General features: G+C 63.3%; 13 protein-coding genes. 5 read left to right on the forward strand and 8 right to left on the reverse strand.

Annotation, left to right across the window (positions count from 1 at the left end; genetic code table 11):
* The first annotated feature begins 10 nt into the window (after positions 1 to 10).
* Entirely contained in the window at positions 11 to 958 is a 948-nt protein-coding gene (locus ACE1EY_RS08320) for a MipA/OmpV family protein (RefSeq protein WP_291512475.1), read from the forward strand.
* On the opposite strand, the gene ligA is transcribed toward ACE1EY_RS08320, so the two are convergent.
* Genes ligA through smc form a run of 3 tightly spaced genes read right to left on the reverse strand, consistent with a single transcriptional unit; the run spans position 938 to position 7162 of the window.
* Entirely contained in the window at positions 938 to 2950 is a 2013-nt protein-coding gene (ligA, locus tag ACE1EY_RS08325) for an NAD-dependent DNA ligase LigA (RefSeq protein WP_370299932.1), read from the reverse strand. The two genes, ACE1EY_RS08320 and ligA, sit on opposite strands and share 21 nt — an antisense overlap.
* On the reverse strand, positions 2947 to 3603 hold the full coding sequence (locus ACE1EY_RS08330; RefSeq protein ID WP_291512477.1) for a cell division protein ZipA C-terminal FtsZ-binding domain-containing protein: 657 nt from the start codon (positions 3601 to 3603) through the stop codon (positions 2947 to 2949). The genes ligA and ACE1EY_RS08330 overlap by 4 nt, the downstream gene beginning before the upstream one ends.
* Positions 3604 to 3655: 52 nt before the next feature.
* Positions 3656 to 7162, reverse strand: coding sequence for a chromosome segregation protein SMC (smc, locus tag ACE1EY_RS08335; protein WP_291512478.1), 3507 nt, complete (start codon positions 7160 to 7162; stop codon positions 3656 to 3658).
* Between the two features lie 173 nt (positions 7163 to 7335).
* Here smc and queF point away from each other — a divergent pair, with 173 nt between their 5' ends.
* Complete coding sequence (gene queF / locus ACE1EY_RS08340; RefSeq protein ID WP_291512479.1) at positions 7336 to 7749, forward strand: preQ(1) synthase; 414 nt, start codon at positions 7336 to 7338, stop codon at positions 7747 to 7749.
* Positions 7746 to 9716, forward strand: a complete 1971-nt coding sequence (locus tag ACE1EY_RS08345; RefSeq protein WP_291512480.1) for a M3 family metallopeptidase — start codon at positions 7746 to 7748, stop codon at positions 9714 to 9716. The genes queF and ACE1EY_RS08345 overlap by 4 nt, the downstream gene beginning before the upstream one ends.
* A gap of 25 nt (positions 9717 to 9741) precedes the next feature.
* On the opposite strand, the gene ACE1EY_RS08350 is transcribed toward ACE1EY_RS08345, so the two are convergent.
* Positions 9742 to 11298: an FGGY-family carbohydrate kinase gene (locus ACE1EY_RS08350; RefSeq protein ID WP_370299933.1), complete on the reverse strand. Its 1557-nt coding sequence runs from the start codon at positions 11296 to 11298 to the stop codon at positions 9742 to 9744.
* Positions 11291 to 12064, reverse strand: a complete 774-nt coding sequence (locus tag ACE1EY_RS08355; protein WP_291512482.1) for an HAD-IA family hydrolase — start codon at positions 12062 to 12064, stop codon at positions 11291 to 11293. The genes ACE1EY_RS08350 and ACE1EY_RS08355 overlap by 8 nt, the downstream gene beginning before the upstream one ends.
* 78 nt (positions 12065 to 12142) lie before the next feature.
* On the opposite strand from ACE1EY_RS08355, the gene gluQRS reads away from it, so the two are divergent.
* Both gluQRS and phaR read left to right on the forward strand, forming a co-directional pair.
* Positions 12143 to 13027, forward strand: a complete 885-nt coding sequence (gluQRS, locus tag ACE1EY_RS08360) for a tRNA glutamyl-Q(34) synthetase GluQRS (RefSeq protein ID WP_291512483.1) — start codon at positions 12143 to 12145, stop codon at positions 13025 to 13027.
* Between the two features lie 54 nt (positions 13028 to 13081).
* The gene (gene phaR / locus ACE1EY_RS08365; RefSeq protein ID WP_291512484.1) at positions 13082 to 13585 is read left to right on the forward strand and encodes a polyhydroxyalkanoate synthesis repressor PhaR; all 504 of its coding nucleotides are present in this window, start codon (positions 13082 to 13084) and stop codon (positions 13583 to 13585) included.
* 599 nt (positions 13586 to 14184) lie between these two features.
* Here phaR and pnp read toward each other — a convergent pair.
* The 3 genes from pnp to truB all read right to left on the reverse strand — a co-directional run bounded on the left by pnp (position 14185) and on the right by truB (position 17657).
* Positions 14185 to 16272 carry a polyribonucleotide nucleotidyltransferase gene (gene pnp / locus ACE1EY_RS08370; protein WP_291512485.1) on the reverse strand — a complete coding sequence of 696 codons (2088 nt, stop codon included), beginning with the start codon at positions 16270 to 16272 and terminating at the stop codon, positions 14185 to 14187.
* A gap of 60 nt (positions 16273 to 16332) precedes the next feature.
* On the reverse strand, positions 16333 to 16602 hold the full coding sequence (gene rpsO / locus ACE1EY_RS08375; RefSeq protein ID WP_291512486.1) for a 30S ribosomal protein S15: 270 nt from the start codon (positions 16600 to 16602) through the stop codon (positions 16333 to 16335).
* Positions 16603 to 16751: 149 nt separating this feature from the next.
* On the reverse strand, positions 16752 to 17657 hold the full coding sequence (truB, locus tag ACE1EY_RS08380) for a tRNA pseudouridine(55) synthase TruB (RefSeq protein ID WP_370299934.1): 906 nt from the start codon (positions 17655 to 17657) through the stop codon (positions 16752 to 16754).
* Positions 17658 to 17660 lie beyond the last annotated feature (3 nt).

The following is a 17660-nucleotide window of genomic DNA, read 5'->3' on the forward strand; positions in this document are numbered from 1 at the left end:
ACTGCCTCGCATGAACTCACTTTACTCTGCGGCCCTAGGGCTTGCCGCGCTCACGCTTGCCTGTTTTCCGGCGCTTGCCGCCGACAGCTCCGACGCGGTGCGTGACCCATTATGGGAAGCCGGGATCGGCGGTGCTGCGTCGATCTTCCCAGATTATCGTGGCGCGGAGCACTTCAGCACCTTCGGTCTTCTCGCCCCGTATGCCGCGTATCGCGGAGAACGTTTTCGCATTGGTCGGGAGGGTGCGGCTGCCTCCTTGTTCGAGGAATTCAATACCGAGCTGTCCTTGTCGCTGGCGACGTCATTGCCCGGCGATGCCGATGACAATCCGAACCGCGAAGGCATGCCCGACATCGAAGGCACCTTCGAAATCGGCCCATCGCTGGATTTCGTGCTCAAGCGCGAACCCGGCCGCTGGGTGCACCGCATCCGCATTCCTGCGCGCGCCGTCATCGCCACGGATCTGCAGCATTTCGATGCCATTGGCTGGCTGATACATCCCAATTTCGAGGCGTCGCGCAACTGGCTGGTCGGCGGCACGGCCTGGGGCCTGACGCTGTCCATCGGTCCGCTGTTCGCGACCGAGAAGTACCACGATTATTTCTATGAGGTCGACCCGCAGTTCGCACGGGCCAATCGGCCCGCCTTTGCGGCTGGTGGCGGTTACTCGGGTGCCCGCGCGAACGCCGTAGTCACCTGGCGGCGCGGCGATACACGCATCGGAACATTCCTGCTTTACGACAATCTGTCCGGCGCAAACTTCGCCGACAGCCCGCTGATCGACACCGAGCATTCGGTCATTCTCGGCATCGGCATCGCGCGTCGGATCTGGCGCAGCGAAAAGCTCGCCCCCTACTCGCCCGTGCGCGAGCCGCCGGCACCGAAGACCGTCAAAGCGGCCAAACCCCGTGTGGTCGAACCGGCGGTCGGCGAGGAATCAGCCCGGCCCGTCGAGTAAGGCCGCCAAGCCCGCTTCGTCCAGCACCTCTACGCCCAGCGTCTGCGCCTTATCCAGCTTGGACCCCGGATCGGCGCCAGCGACCACGTAATCGGTCTTCTTCGACACGCTGCCAGTCACCTTGCCGCCCATGGCCTGAATCCGCTGTTTCGCTTCATCCCGCGTCATCGTGTCCAGGGAGCCGGTCAGCACAAAGGTCTTGCCGCTTAGCGGCAGCTCGGCCGGCTTTGCGGCGATGTCGATGCTCGGCCAGTTCACTCCCAGATCCTGCAGGGCTTGCAGCACGCTCAGGTTTTGCGCCTGCTCGAAGAACAGCCGCACGTGCTGGGCCACAATCGGACCGACATCGGGCACCGCAAGCAACGCGGCCTCGTCGGCATCGATGAGTGGCTGCAGATCGCCGAACGCTTGGGCCAAGGCCTGCGCGGTGACCTCGCCGACTTCACGAATGCCGATGGCGTAGATCAGCCGCCCCAACTCGGTGTGCTTGGAGCGTTCCAACGCGGCCACCAGATTGGACGCCGATTTTTCCCCCATGCGCTCCAATCCGGCCAGCTCGGCCTGGGTCAGGGTGTAGAGATCGGCCGGCGATTGCACGCGGCCACTGCCGACCAACTGCTCGATCAGCTTGTCGCCCATGCCATCGACATCCATGGCGCGGCGCGATACGAAATGGCGCAACGCGCCTTCGCGTTGTGCCGAACAGACCAGGCCTCCAGTGCAGCGCGCGATCGCCTCGCCCTCCGCACGGATGACATCCGATCCGCAGACCGGGCACTGCGGCGGTTGCTGCACCCTGTGGACGTCCGCCGGACGCTGTTCCTTCAACGCGCGCACAACCTCGGGAATGACATCACCGGCGCGGCGGACGACCACTTGATCGCCGATGCGCACATCCTTGCGCTCGATCTCGTCCATGTTGTGCAGCGTGGCATTGGACACGGTGACCCCGCCGACAAACACCGGGGCCAGCCGCGCCACCGGGGTCAATGCCCCGGTGCGCCCGACCTGGAATTCCACATCCAGCAGGCGGGTGCTGGCCTCTTCGGCCGGAAACTTGTGCGCAATCGCCCAGCGCGGCGCGCGGGCTACCTGACCCAACGTCTCGCGCAGCGCCAAGTCATCGACCTTGTAAACCACGCCGTCAATCTCGAACGGCAGCTCGGCGCGCATGGCTTGCAAGGCTGCGTAGCGGTCCAGACAGGCATCAATGTCCTCGGCTGGCTGATTCAGCTCCGACACCGGCAGCCCCCAGGATCGGAGTTGCTCAAGCAACGCGGAATGAGTGGTCGGCAACCGGAAACCCTCAATATCGCCGAGGGCATAGCACACGATTCCCAACGGCCGTTGGGCGGTGATCGCAGGGTCCAACTGCCGTAGCGCGCCGGCCGCCGCATTGCGGGGATTCACGAAAGTCTTGGCACCATCGGCCTCCAGGCGGCGGTTCATCTCGCGAAAGCCGGCCAGCGGCAGGTAGATTTCCCCTCGGATTTCGACCCGCGCGGGTGCATCGCCGGACAGCCGCAACGGCACCTGGTGAATCGTGCGCACATTGGCGGTGACATCCTCACCCGTGCGCCCATCGCCCCGCGTCGCCGCCTTGATCAGGACACCCTGCTCGTAGGTCAGCGACACCGCCAGTCCATCCATTTTCGGCTCGACGACGTAACGCAGCTCGGCCTCCCCCGAACGCTGCTGGGCGCGGCGGTGGAAATCACGCACTTCCTGCTCGGAGAAGGCGTTGGACAGGGACAGCATCGGCAGGCGATGCCGAACCGGCTCGAAGGCGCTGTCCGGCGGCGCACCGACACGCTGGGTCGGCGAATCCGGCGTGACCAGTTCGGGGTGCTCGACCTCGATGGCTTCGAGTTCCCGATACAGCTGATCGTAGTCGGCATCGGGAATGCCTGGATCATCAAGCACGTAGTAGCGATACGCGTGCTCGTGGAGTTGCTCACGCAGCGCGGCAGCCCGCTGCGCGGCGGTCGTCATCGGGGGTTCGCGCTCAAGCGCGCGTCTCGCAGCAGGGCCTCCACACGCTCGTCGGTGAGCGGCTCCCGACGGTCATCCAGGATGTCGGCCTTCAGCCATTCCGACAGCTTGCGCGTGGTGCGCAGCATGTCGTCGAAGGCGACCTCCGGATGCTCCGGCCCCGGCAGGTTCATGAACACCACCAGCCCCGGCGTAGAGAAGCTCTCGGCTTCTTGCGGGTCCAGATAACCTGGTTTGGCAATGCTTGCGATGGAAAAGACTTCCTGTGGAACGCCGCCGACTTCCTTGATCCGATGGTAGATGTGCCGATGACCGAACTGCATCTTCAGCGCATCCATCGATTGGTGGATATGCGTACCGGGAATGAAAGCATTCTCGCGCTCCACCAGGTAGAACACGATCAGCTGCTGCTTGGCCTCTTCGGAGACCGCGTCCGGCGCGTCGTCGTCCAGCCCCGGCGCCGAGCGCGTGCGCGCCTTGCCCACGCCGAACTCGTCGAATTGATCGCCGAACGTGTCCCAAAGCCCGATCTGTCCGCGGTCTTCTTCGCTAGGCCCACCAGCGCCATCACCCAGATCGCGTCGGCTGTACCAGTAAACAAGGCCCACGACGGCCAATCCGGCCACCAGCAGGGCCCATTGCATTGCACTCATGCTAAATCCGTTTGTGTGAGTCCAGGACGCACCATGTCAAGAGAGAACCAGCTCATCCGGCCATCTCCAGCGCCTGTTCCATGTCGACACTGACAAGCCGCGAAACGCCGGGCTCCTGCATGGTCACGCCATGCAGCCGATCGGCGAGTTCCATGGTCAGCTTGTTGTGAGAAATGATTATAAATTGCACGTCGTCCGACATGTGGCGAATCATGTCGCAATAACGACTCACGTTGGCATCGTCCAGCGGCGCATCGACCTCATCCAGCATGCAGAACGGGGCGGGAGTCAGCTGGAACAATGCGAACAACAGTGCGACAGCAGTCATTGCCTTTTCGCCACCGGAAAGCAGCTGAATCGAGGCGTTGCGCTTGCCAGGCGGTCGCGCCATCACGCGGATGCCGGTTTCCAGCAAGTCGTCACCGGTGAGTTCCAATGTCGCCTCGCCGCCGCCAAACAACATCGGAAAGCGGGTCTGGAAATGGCCGTTCACCGTCTCGAAGGTCTCGCGGAATCGCGCGCGCGTCTCGCGGTCGATCTGGTTGATGGCGTTCGTCAGCTGATCCAGCGCCCCCGTGAGATCGGCGTGCTGGCGGTCGATGTATTCGGCGCGCTCCTGCTGCTCCGCAAACTCTTCGATTGCCGCGAGATTAATGGCGCCGAGGCGCTGGATGCGTCGCTCCAGCGAGGACAGCCGTTCGACCCAGGCATCTACCGTCGCGTCCTCGGACAGCCCAGAACGCACGCTGGCGAGGGTGACGTTCATCTCCTGCAGGCGTTCAAGCAGCGTTTGGCGGCGCACTTGCAAACCCTGGGCGTCGAGCTTGGCCTGTTGCAGCCGCTCACGCAGGGGCTCCAGCTTGGCGCTCGCCTTGCGGGCCAGATCCGCGCGCTCGCGTACACGCACCTCCGCCGTCTGCAAGCGTTCGCGGGCCTGACGCAGGTCTGCGTCTGCGGCCTGTTTGTGCTTCTCGGCGGGACCGCGCTCGGCCTCCAGTGTCTCGATCGGTTTTTCACTGCGATCGGCTCGGGCATCTTCGGCGCGTAGCCGCGCATCGAGCTCGCGCCGGCGGGCAACCAGTTCGTCCACGCGCTGCCGCGCGGCGCCGAGACGGGTCTCCCTCTCCGACAGCCGCATGGCGGCGTCCTGCCGCGCGCGCCGCGCCTGATCCAGGCCATGACGAATCTCCGCCATCTGCTGGCGCGCCTGGGTTAGCTCTGCCTGTAGTGCATTTCGCCGTTGCTCCGCCTGGGCCGCTTGTTCCATGAGGTCGGTGAGCGAACGGCGTGCCGCCTGCAAACTGGATTCTGCGGCCGCACGGCTCTCGACCAGTTCAGTCAACTCGGTCTGGGCCGAGACCTGATTCCGCTTCATCTGATCGAGTTGGCTCTGGTCGCGCTCTCGCTCGGCCAGTGCCCGCGCAGACTCACGCCCCGCCTGATCGGCTGCGGCGACGTATTCGCTGCGCTGACGGTCCAACGTCGCCAGTTGCTCGCGAGCGGCGTCCAGCGCCTGACGCTGACGGTGTTCTTCAGCCTCTGCCGCCTGCAGGTCCTGATGCAGCTGCTTGAGCATGCGCTCGCGTGCAATGACCGAATCGCCAGTGGCGCCTGCAGACGCATACCAGCGGTAGCCAGGACCGAACATCGATCCATCCGACGTGACCAGCCGCTGACCGGCTTTGAGGTGGTGGGCGCGCTGCGCCACGGTGGAGGAATCGTCGGTGTAGTAAACGCCGTCAAGCAACGCCATCAGCACCGCCGGCCCTTCCACGGCAGCAATCAGCGGCCGCGCGCCCGCGACCGTTGCCGGCACGGCCATCGCCCCAGACGGACCATCGGAGACCAGGCCCAGCGCGGCCGGTGGCGCATCATCCACTTCAGGCATCTCGCCAGCCGCGACAGCCTGCAACCATGGACCAAGCACCGATTCCACGGCCGTTTCGTAACCCGGCTCGACCTGAAGCAAATTCGCCAGCCGGGGTCGCTCGGCCACGCCATGCTGTGTCAACCAAGGCCCGAGTTGTTCCTGGTCCTGCTGCAGGGCTGCCCGTTGCAGCGCTTCCAGCGATGTTCGCTGTCCCCGTACGCGGTGCAGCTGTTGCCGCGCGTCGTCCAGGGCGCGATCCGCCTCCACGCGTGTCGTGCGCAGCACAGCGAGTTGCTGGTCCACGTCGGTGACGCGCGTCCTCGCGGCTTCCAGATCGGTGGTCGACGCTTCGTGTCGCTTGCGCGATGCGACGGCCTTCGCCTCGGCGGCGCCCAGGTCGACCTCCGCCAGCCGCGCGACGAGCTTGTCCTGCCGTCGCGCATAGTCTTCCAGCTGGCGCTCGGCGTGCTCGACACGGACACGCTCACGTTCGGCCTCCCGCAAAGGCTTCTGCGCCTGCTCCACAATCTGGTCCCAGCCAGCCTGGATTCGGCTCAACTCCGACTCGCTTTGCGCGGCCTGTTCGGCCAACCGGTCTTCCTCGCCGGTGGCGGATGACAACGCCGATCGTGCTTCGCTAAGTTCGCGCTCCAGGGACTGACGAGTGTCACCGGCGGTCTTCTGCTCGCTCTCTAGGCGGTCGAGTTCGCCGGCAAGCTGGGCTTGCTCTCGACGACGAATCTCCGCCAGTTCCTTGGCATGCCGAATCGCCTGATCGAGTTGCGACAGCGCCGATTCCGCGCCGTAGAACGCGCCCTGCGCCGACTGTAGTCCGTCGCTGGCTGTCTGCTGGGACTGCCGCGCTTCATCGGCCGATTTCGCCGCTGCATCGGATTCCGCCCTCGCGGCCTCATAGGCCACGCGCGCCGCCTCGATACGCGATTCCTGCTCGCGGCCTTCCTGTTCCTGCGCCTGCAGACGCAGGACCAGCAATTCGGCGCTGACCTGTCGCTCTTCCGCCTTGAACTGCTTGTAACGCTCGGCGTTGTCGGCCTGGCGCTTGAGCAATGCGAGCCGTTCACCCAACTCGGAGCGCAGATCATCCAGGCGATCGAGATTGTCGCGGGTGTGACGAATCCGGTTCTCGGTCTCGCGCCGTCGCTCCTTGTAGCGAGAGATGCCGGCGGCTTCCTCAATGATGTTGCGCATGTCCTCGGGCCGCGCCTCAACCAAGCGCGAGACCGTGCCCTGCTGGATGATCGCGTAGCTGTTCCGCGAACCCAGCCCCGTACCAAGAAACAGGTCGGAAACGTCCCGCCGCCGGCAGCGCTTGCCGTTGAGGAAGTACGTGGACTGGCCATCGCGGGCCAACTCGCGCTTGACGGAGATTTCCGCGTACTGCCCGAACTGACCTTCCAGCCGCCCCGCGCTGTTATCAAAAACCAGCTCCACCGAGGCGCGACCCACGGGCTTGCGCCCCTTGGAGCCGTTGAAAATCACGTCCTCCATCGCGTCACCGCGAAGCTGCCGGGCGCTGGACTCGCCCATCACCCAGCGGACGGCGTCGATGATGTTCGACTTGCCACAGCCGTTCGGACCGACCACGGCCGTCAGGTTGGAATCGAGTTTGAGATGAGTCGGGTCCACAAAGGACTTGAACCCGGCTAGCCGAATGGCGCTGAGCCGCATCAGGGGACGCTGTTCTGAGATACAAACCCGGTAGTGTAGATTAATGCGGTCGCCGCGAAGTAGCCGGGGCCGGGATCACCGGAGCCTCGGTTACTCAAGCCGCCGCCCCAACCGTCAATACGCGCAGCCAATGCCCACCGCAATCTGGCGCCGCGCCCTGCTCTGGAGACCGCATGTCCACCCAGCCGTCCAAGGACCTGGAAACGTTTCCGAATCCGAACCCGGATCGGGATTTCCTCATTCAGATGCGCATTCCCGAATTCACCTGCCTGTGCCCGAAAACCGGCCAGCCGGACTTCGCCACGCTTTATCTGGACTACATTGCCGATCAGACCTGTGTCGAACTGAAATCGCTGAAGCTCTACATCTGGAGCTTTCGCAACGAAGGCGCCTTTCATGAGGCCGTAACGAACCGGATTCTCGACGATCTCGTGGCCGGCACGGCCCCGCGCTACATGCGCCTGACCGCGGAATTCTTCGTTCGCGGCGGTATCTACACGACCGTGGTTGCCGAGCACCGCGCCCCCGACTGGACACCCGGCCCGCCGTCACCGGTGCCCCCGATTCGCACGGCAGGTGCCGCATGATCTGGCGCGGACTGGTTCTGGCCGGATTGCTTACGGCCAGCGGGCTGGCATCGGCGCGGGTGACGCTGCCGATGCTCGATGCCAAACAGATCAAGGCAAGTTGCGATCAGGCGCTGGCGGTAGGCCAGGCACGGGCCAATGCGCTGACCACGCGTCAGGGCAACATTCTGCTCGACTGGGACCGGACGGCAGCCTCCGTCGAAACAGCTGTCGGCCCGATCTACGTCCTGGCCTATGTTCATCCGGACAAGGCGGTCCGCGATGCCGGTGAGGCCTGCATTGTCGCCTACACCCAGTTTGAGACCTCGCTTTATCAGAATGAGGCTCTATACCAGCGTGTACAGGCCGTCGAACCAGCAGATGCGATCGACCGCAAGTTCAAGCAGGACCTGCTCAATGCGTTCGCCGATTCCGGGGTGAGCCTGCCGCCGGCCAAACGTGAACGTGCGGCGGCCATCCTCACCGAAATTCAGTCTCTGAGTCAGCAGTTCGCGCGCAACATCCGCGAAAACGATCAGACGTTGAGCTTTTCAGGCGCCCAACTGGCGGGTCTGCCGGCCACGTATCTGGAGCAGCGTGGCGTCGAACCCGGCGGCACGCTAACCGTGGGTTTCGACTCCCCGGACTACGCCCCGTTCATGCGCAGCGCGCGGGACGAAGGCGCGCGGCAACGCTATTACACGGCGTTCAATCGCCGCGGCGGGGCAGCCAATCTCGAACTGCTCGACCGAATTGTCCAGCTGCGCTACGAGTACGCTCAGCTGCATGACCTGGCGAGCTTTTCCGACTTCGTGTTGAAGCGGCGCATGGTGGGCGGACCCGCACGGCTCGAGCGCTTCCTCGACGAGGTTGGCGCCGTGACCCGCGACGCCGAAGCCGGTGACGTGGAACGGCTGCGAGCGATGAAGGCGAAAGACCTCGGCAAGCCGCTCGAAGCCGTGACCCTGCAACAGTGGGACCGCTCCTACTATATCGAGCAGTATCGCCAGCAAACCGCGAAGATCGACCAAGAGGCGCTGCGGGCGTACTTTCCGTCGCTCGCGGTCCGCGACTGGATCCTCGCCGTCACCGAAGGCCAGTACAGCGTGCGTTTTGTCCCGGCGGACGTCCCGGTATGGCACGAAGATGTCACCTACTACGATGTCGTCGATGCCCGCAGCGGCGAATTGCTCTCCGGCATTTATTTGGACCTGTTCCCGCGCGACGGCAAGTACAAGCATGCGGCCGCATTCCCGGTGCGGGGCGCCAGCCGCGCCCAGGACCGGCTGCCGATCTCGGTACTGGTCACGAACTTCGACCGTCAGGGCTTGACCCAGTCCGAGGTCGAGACGTTCTTCCACGAATTCGGCCATGGCGTGCACGGTGTGCTGTCGCGGACACGCTACGTATCGCAGGCGGGCACCAGCGTGGAGCGCGACTTCGTCGAGGCGCCCTCGCAGATGTTCGAGGAATGGGCACGGCGACCGGAGTCACTCGCCCTGCTTCAGCAATTCTGCAGCGGTTGCCCGCAACTGGACGCCGAACAGATCGAACGACTGGATGTAGCGCGCCGCCTCGCCAGTGGCATGCGCTATGCCCGCCAGCATCTGTACGCGAGCTACGACTTTGCGCTGTATCGCGGCAAGCCGCAGCCTGCGATGGACGTGTGGAAGCAGATGACCGCGGCGACACCGTACGGCTATGCGCCCGAAACGCAGTTCCCCGGCGCCTTCTCGCATATCGCTGGCAGCTACGCATCGGGCTACTACGGCTACATGTGGTCCGAGGCGATTGCGCTGGACATGCTGTCGGCCTTCGGTGCCAGCGTTATCAACCCGCAGGTCGGTCAGCGTTTCCGCACGTTGATTCTCGCTCGCGGCTCCGAACGCCCCGCCGGAGAAATGGTGCAAGACTTTCTCGGCCGTCCGCCGTCGAACACGGCATTTTTCGAGGAAGTGCGCGGCCAGCGCAGCGCCATCACCCGCTGATCCGCCCCGGACGAACCACGGGCTGCTAGGGCGGATAGCCCGTGGTTCGGCGCAGCTGACGATACAAGGGCTTCATCCGGCCGTACATGCGCTCATAAACGCGGGTGTAGAGACGGTCGTAGGTGCGCACCGCGGCGGGCTCGGGGTCGAACACGTCGCCCACATGGGTCATGGCGCGCACCGCCGTCCGGTAGTCGGGATGCATCCCGGTGCCCACCGCCGCATTGATCGCGGCCCCCAGCGCCGATGCCTCGTAAACATGTGGCCGTTCCGCCGGCAAGCCGAACACGTCAGCCGTGATCTGCATGGCGACGTCACTTTGCGAACCACCGCCGGCGACGCGCAGGCGGCGAACCGGTTGTCGCGTCGTCCTCTCGATCTTTTCGCGGCCATGGCGCAGCGCGTAGGCCAGACCTTCGAGAATGGCGCGATAGACATGCGCCCGCGTGTGAACATCGCTGAACCCGATAATCGCGCCCTTGGCCTCCGGCCCGGGATCACGGATGCCGGGACTCCAGTACGGCTGCAGCATCAAACCCTGGGAACCGGCAGGAATATCGCGAATCTGCTGGTCCAGCACGGCCTCGGTCGGCAACCCCGTGGATGCGGCGATTTGTTCTTCCGGCGCACCAAACTCCTGCTTGAACCAGGACACCATCCAGAACCCGCGGAAAATCTGGATTTCGGTGTTGTAATGCCCCGGCACGGCCGCCGGATAGGCCGGCAGGTAGCGGATCACCTCGCGGTATTTCTCCGAAACCGTGTTAATCGTCGCCGTGGTGCCATAGCCCAGGCAAGCCACGTCGCTCGACAACGCGCCGGAGCCCAGCACCTCGCAGGCCTTATCGCCGGCGGCCGCCACCAACGGCAGGCCCTCTGGCAAACCGAGTTCGCCCGCCGCGGCCGTCGTGAGCCCGCCAAGCGACTGCCCAGGCGGGACCAGTTCCGGCAGTTGATCGGGCCGCACGCAGACCGCCTTCCACTTCCAGTCCCAGCGGTGCGCCCACTGCTGCTGGCTGTAGCTGAACGGAACGTAGCCGACCTGACACCCAACGGAGTCACGGAAGTGCCCGGTCAGCCGATGCGTGAGATAGCCGGATAGAAACAGGAAGCGTCGTGTGCGCTGCCACAACGCCGGTTGATGAGCCTGCAACCAGTTCGATTCAGCGTCGGCACGAAACTGGGCGATGGTCTCGTGCACACCGAGCGTACGGAACAACCAGCCCCACGGGCCGGGAACATTGCCCAGACCGGGCTGAACCCGTTTGTCCAACCAGAGGATCGCCGGCCTCAGCGCCTCGCCGCGTTCATCCACGCACACGACCGAGCCGCGTTGCGTTGTCAGGCTGACGGCTTCGATGTTCGCGGGATCGACGCCGGCCTCGTTCCAGAGCGTATGACAGCTGTCGCGCAACGCCGCCCAATACACCTCGACATCCTGCTCCGCCCAGCCTGGCGCGGCGGAGTGATATGGCGTGAAGGCCACCTGCGCCCGCGCCACCAGTGCGCCACCGGCGTCAAAGACGATCGCGCGTGCACTTTGCGTGCCCACGTCCAATGCCAGCACATAGCGGTCAGCCACTAACCGGAGGCTCGATCAGGCTGTTCAGAAACGGCACGTCGATGACATGACAACCGACATCCGCCCCGAGTGAATCCAGGATCTCCACGGGCATATCGGCCTCCCCCAGGCTGTCCACGACCAGCACCGCATCGTCAAACGCCTGTTTTCGGGTGTTGGAGTTAACCGTCACCAAGGTGGTCAGGCCGGCCGAACGCGCTGCTTGCAACCCGACGTCGGAGTCCTCGATCGCCACACAATGGCCAGCCGGCACGCCCAGGCGTTCGAGCGCAAGCTCGTATAGATCGGGAGACGGTTTTTTGGCGCGCACGTCCTCGGAACCCACCACCAGATCCACCTTGTCGATCAGGCCCGGACCCATGGCGTGCGCCAGAAACGGCTCGATACTCGCGCGACTGGCATTGGTGACGATTGCGACTTGCACACCCAATGCCTTGGCCTCCTCGATCAGGCGGCGCACACCGGGGCGCAGCGGAATCTTGCCGCGCTCAAGTCGCTTTGCGTAATGCCTGGATTTCGCACTGTGGACGGCCTCCACCAGCTCGTCCACCGATTGATCACCGTGCTCTGGTTGATAGGCTTCGACGTAATGCCGCACACGCTCCCGGCCCCCTGGCATGTTCAGCAGCTTGCGGTAGAGTTTCGGCCCCCACTTCCAGGCCAGGCCCAGATCCTTGAAGGCACTGTTATACGCCGGCCGGTGACCCTGCGCTTCGGTGTCGGCCAGCGTGCCATCAAGATCGAACAGTAGTGCCTTAAGCCACACGGGTCATCGAGATTTGAGCGAGCAAGTCCATATCATACGGGTCATTCCATGCCTCGCGACGACTGTACGGACTGAGTTGTGACCTACGTCGGACGTTTTGCGCCCTCGCCCTCCGGCCCGTTGCACCTGGGTTCGGTGGTGGCTGCCGCCGCGAGTTATCTCGATGCCAAGGCTCACCACGGGGTTTGGCTGGTGCGTATCGAAGACCTGGACCAGGGCCGTTCCGACCCGGCGATCGCCCAACATATTCTCGACACGCTGGCAGCACTGGGCATGACACCGGACCGACCGCCCACCTACCAATCCCGTCAGCAGCACCGATACCGAGACGCGGCAGCCGCCCTGCGGGGGCAAGGCCTGATCTACCCATGCGGATGCACCCGCGCCCAGATTCGAGAAGCGGCGCAGACCCCTGGCGTTTATCCAGGCACCTGCCGCGATGGGCTCGCGCAGGGCCGCTCCGGCCGATCCCTGCGGCTGCGCTTGGAACAACCGGGCGACGCCTTTGACGACCGCTTCGCCGGCCCGCAGTACAGCCAATCCGGTCAGGACTACGGCGACCCCACGATCGTTCGCGCCGACGACAGCTTCGCCTACATTCTCGCTGGGGCGGTAGATGACGTGCTCGACGGGATCACCGACGTTGTCCGCGGGGATGACTTGTTACCGACCACGTCGCCGCAACGACTGTTGCTGGAGCGGCTGGAACTCACCCCACCGCGATACGCGCATATCCCGGTGCTACTGGGGCCCGACGGGCGAAAGCTGAGCAAGCAGAATCACGCACCGGCGATTGATGCGTCGGAGCCGCTTGCGGTCCTGCGCCATGCGCTGGACGCCCTCGGTCTACGGCCATTCCTCGGCCGCGAGACGTTCCCGCAGAGCGTGAACGGGCTCTGGCGCGCGGCCATTTGCGCCTGGAAGGACTATCTCGCCGATCGGCAGGCGACGATTTCGCGCTAGGCGCTAGCGGCCCCATCTGGCACACTTCCGCAGTGCAACAATTCAAGACTTTTCATGACTGACGACGTTCGTGTCATCAAAAAATATCCGAATCGCCGGTTGTACGACACCGCGATCAGCCGCTACATCACCCTGGAGGAGATTCGCCAATTGGTGATCGACGAGGTGAAGTTCGTCGTCATCGACAAGCGGACACGCCAGGACATCACCCGCAACATCCTGTTGCAGGTCATCTCCGAACAGGAGGAAGGCGGTAACCCGCTGTTCCGCACCCAGTTGCTCGAGCAGCTCATCCGTTTCTACGGCGATAGCATGCAGAGCACGGCCAGCCACTATCTGGAGCTGTCGCTGCAACTGTTCATCGAGCGTAGCCAGCAGTTGAAGGATCAACTTCGCAACCGCCTGGGAACTGCGACGCCACTTCAGACTCTTAAAGACCTGGCATCCGAGAACACGCAGTTATGGCGCGCCGTCCGTCGCGAGTTCGTCAAGAACCTATCGCGAAACAAAACCGGGAAGGCCGACGAGGAAGAGACCACCTCGACGACCGACTCGTGACGCCGGTCACAGACGTTACGTGCACTGCAACATTTTTGTTGACACATTAGTAAGCTAACCATATACTGCATCGCAACATAGACAGCCGATCAGCGACTCTCTGGCGCGACGGCTTGAACAGAGTCTCCTCCAGAAAGGCCTCGTGCCTTTCTCGCACCTTGGCCCCCTCCCCCGGGGGCTTTTTTTTGTCTGTTATCCGGCGCCTCCGCCCATAGGACACACCCCCAGCCGCAAGCGGTCGCTGGCGCAGTTCGATAAACGGATGAAAAACGGCGCCGCCAGAACGAAGCGCCGCCGCCCCGAGCGGGCTTGGCGGTTGCGCGCGACCATGATCTGGCACCCGCGCCGCGGCACCATCAAATCGCAGACAAACAAAAGCCCGGGCATGCCGGGCTTTTGTCCAGTCTCCTTGAGAAAGGCGTCACGCCTTTCACGCACCTTGGCGCTCTATTTTGAGAGCCTTTCCACTTCACCCCCCGGATTCGTGGCAGTTACTTCCGATTTCCCCAAATCATGTGAAGCAACTGTTAATCGTTACATTAACGAATCCTATCGTGCTAATCAAGCCACGATATGGGATGAGCGATTCTCCAATCTGACTATTCGCCTTCTTCCAAGCGCATCGACAGACGAACGCGACCCTGCTTGTCCACTTCCAGCACTTTGACGCGGACTTCCTGACCTTCCGACAACTCGTCCGAGACATTCTCGACACGCTGGTCAGAGATCTGGGAAATATGAACAAGACCATCCTTACCTGGCAAGATCGTCACGAACGCACCAAAGTCCATGAGTCGAGCAACCTTGCCTTCGTAGATCTCGCCAGCAACCACGTCCCGCGTGAGTTCTTCGATCCGCTTTACAGCGGCATCGGCAGCGGATTTGTCGACCGCGGCGATACGCACCGTACCGTCATCATCCAGATCAATCGTGGTGCCCGTTTCTTCAGTGATCGCACGGATGGTGACCCCACCCTTGCCGATCACGTCACGGATGCGATCCGGGTTGATCTTGATGGTCGTGATCCGGGGCGCCCACTCGGACATGTTCTCGCGCGGCGAGTCGATCACCTCATTCATGGCCTTCAGGATATGCAGACGCGCTTCGCGTGCCTGATCCAGCGCCCGTTCCATGATCTCGCGAGTAATGCCGGCGATCTTGATGTCCATCTGCAGGGCGGTCACGCCCTCGGTGGTACCAGCCACCTTGAAGTCCATGTCGCCGAGGTGATCTTCGTCACCAAGAATGTCGGTGAGCACGGCAAAGCGGTCGTTGTCGAGAATCAGGCCCATGGCCACGCCAGCGACCGGCGCCTTGATCGGCACACCGGCATCCATGAGCGACAGGCTCGTACCGCAAACCGATGCCATGGAACTGGAGCCGTTGGACTCGGTGATCTCGGACACCACGCGCACGACATACGGGAAGTCGTTTTCCAGATCCGGCATCACAGCGGCAATACCGCGGCGAGCCAGACGCCCATGGCCGATCTCACGACGCTTCGGCGACCCCATGAAACCGGTTTCGCCCACGCAGTACGGCGGGAAATTGTAGTGCAGCATGAAGCTGTCCTTGGTCTCGCCCGTCACGCTGTCGATGATCTGCGAATCGCGGCCGGTGCCCAGCGTCGTGACAACGAGCGCCTGGGTTTCACCGCGGGTGAAGATCGCAGAACCGTGGGTCCGTGGTACCGAACCGACCTGGATGTCCAGGCCGCGGACCGTGCGGGTATCACGGCCATCGATACGCGGCTGCCCTTCTAGGATGCGGCTGCGGACGATGCGCTTTTCCAGCTTGGAGAACGCACCGGAAACGTCAGAAGCACTCCATGCGTCGTCTTCGTCGGTCACCAGCTTTTCGATCAGGGCCGCCCGAATCTCGCCAAGACGATCCTGGCGGGCCAGCTTGTCAGCGATGGCGTAGGCCGCAGTCACATCGGACTCAGCCGCGGCGACGGCGCTCGCCAACGCGGTATCTTCTTCTGCTGCCGACCATTCCCATGCGGGCTTTCCGGCTTCAGCCTTGAGTTCGTTGATCGCGCGGATCGCGGTCTGCGACTGCTCGTGACCGAACAGGACGGAACCCAGCATCACTTCCTCGCTGAGCACGTTGGCTTCGGACTCGACCATCAACACGGCGTCTTCCGTGCCTGCGACAACCAGATCCAGCGCCGATTCGGCAAGCTGCGCTCTGGTCGGGTTCAGGACGTATTCGCCACCGATGTAACCGACGCGTGCCGCGCCGATCGGACCGGCGAACGGGCAGCCGGACAACGTCAGCGCAGCGCTGGCGCCGATGAGTGCCGGGATGTCTGCGGGCACCTCGGTATTAACCGAGATCACGGTCGCGACAACCTGCACTTCGTTCAGGAAGCCCTTCGGGAACAAGGGGCGAACCGGACGGTCGATCAGCCGGGACGTCAGCGTTTCGCCTTCGGTCGGACGGCCTTCTCGCTTGAAGAAGCCACCGGGAATGCGTCCGCCGGCGTAGAACCGCTCTTGGTAGTTCACCGTTAGCGGGAAGAAGCCTTGGCCCGGTTTGGCCTCCTTTTGGGCCACGACAGTCACGAGGACAACCGTGTCATCCATGTTCACCGTGACGGCGGCGGAGGCCTGGCGCGCGACAGCGCCGGTTTCGAGCGTGACGGTATGACTACCGTACTGGAAGGTCTTCTTGATCGAATCCATTATTTATCCGTTGCAAAAAAACGGCCGACAGAACGTCGGCCGGTGTTGAATCAGTTCGGCCTAGCGGCGTAGACCGAGTTCTTTAATCAGTGCCTGATAGCGCCCCAAATCCTTGTTCTTGAGGTAATCAAGAAGCTTGCGGCGGTGGTTCACCATCTTCAGCAGGCCACGACGGGAGTGATGGTCTTTCTTATGCTTTGCGAAGTGGTCACCCAGTTCGGTGATCCGCTTGGACAGCAGCGCCACCTGAACCTCAGGCGAACCGGTATCGGCAGCCGAACGCTGATGATCACCGATCACGCTCTGCTTTTGCTCAGACGACAAAGACATTCATTAACTCCTGGAAAATCGGGCACGCCCATGGGTGGCGAAGGGCGCGTATTCTAGTGTGGCAATCGTATGAAAACAAGGCGTTCTGCGCTTTTTTGCCGCACAGCGCGACCGGCGGCAGAGTCGGCACGATATGCAGCCCGTCGAACCTATCTCACCGCCGCTAAAACGCGGCGTGGACCCACGCGTCCATCATCCAGAATTTCGCCGATTCCGATGAGGTCTTCCTGTGGCCCGATGATCGCCACGGTCCCTGCGCTCGGCGCCTTTGACACCTGAACCGCCTGCCCTTGCCGGAGAAAAAAAGCGGACTCCTGATTCACATGCACCATGGGCCAGTCACGCAAAGCCGTCACCGCAGGCAGCAGCAGCGCGTCCAGAGGGTCACTCCCCTCTTCGGACAGGGATTGAATCGTGTCGATGGTCACCATGTCGCCGCCGAATGGTCCTGCCTGGGTCCGGCGCAGACTTGCGACGTGCGCCAGGGACCCCGCCGCCTTGGCGATGTCTTCGACCAAGGTGCGGATGTAAGTCCCCTTGGAACAGCGAACATCCAGGCTGACGCTGGATTCCGTGACCGCGATGACTTCGATGGAATGGATCGTGACCCGCCGACGCTTTCGCTCCACCGTTTCGCCGGCTCTGGCCAGCTCATACAACCGCTGCCCGTGATGCTTCACGGCCGAATACATCGGAGGGATCTGCTCGATATCGCCGACGAACTGACTGGTCGACTGTGCGAACGCCTGTGGATTAACGGCCGCTCGACCGGTGATCTCACCTTCGGCATCGGCGGTTGAGGTGCTTGCACCAAGCGCCGCGGTCACTTCGTACCGCTTGTCGGCATCCAGCAGATACGCTGATAATTTGGTCGCCTCGCCAAAGCAGATCGGCAACATCCCGGTGGCCAGCGGATCAAGGCTGCCGGTATGCCCGGCCTTCTGCGCATTGAACATGTGGCGAACGCGCTGCAGCACACCATTGCTGCTCACGCCCATTGGCTTGTCGAGCAAGAGGATGCCGCTGACCGGACGCCCGCGCCTGCGTCGTGCCATGAG

It is taken from the genome of Abyssibacter sp. (assembly GCF_964229365.1).
Lineage (GTDB): Bacteria > Pseudomonadota > Gammaproteobacteria > Nevskiales > OUC007 > Abyssibacter.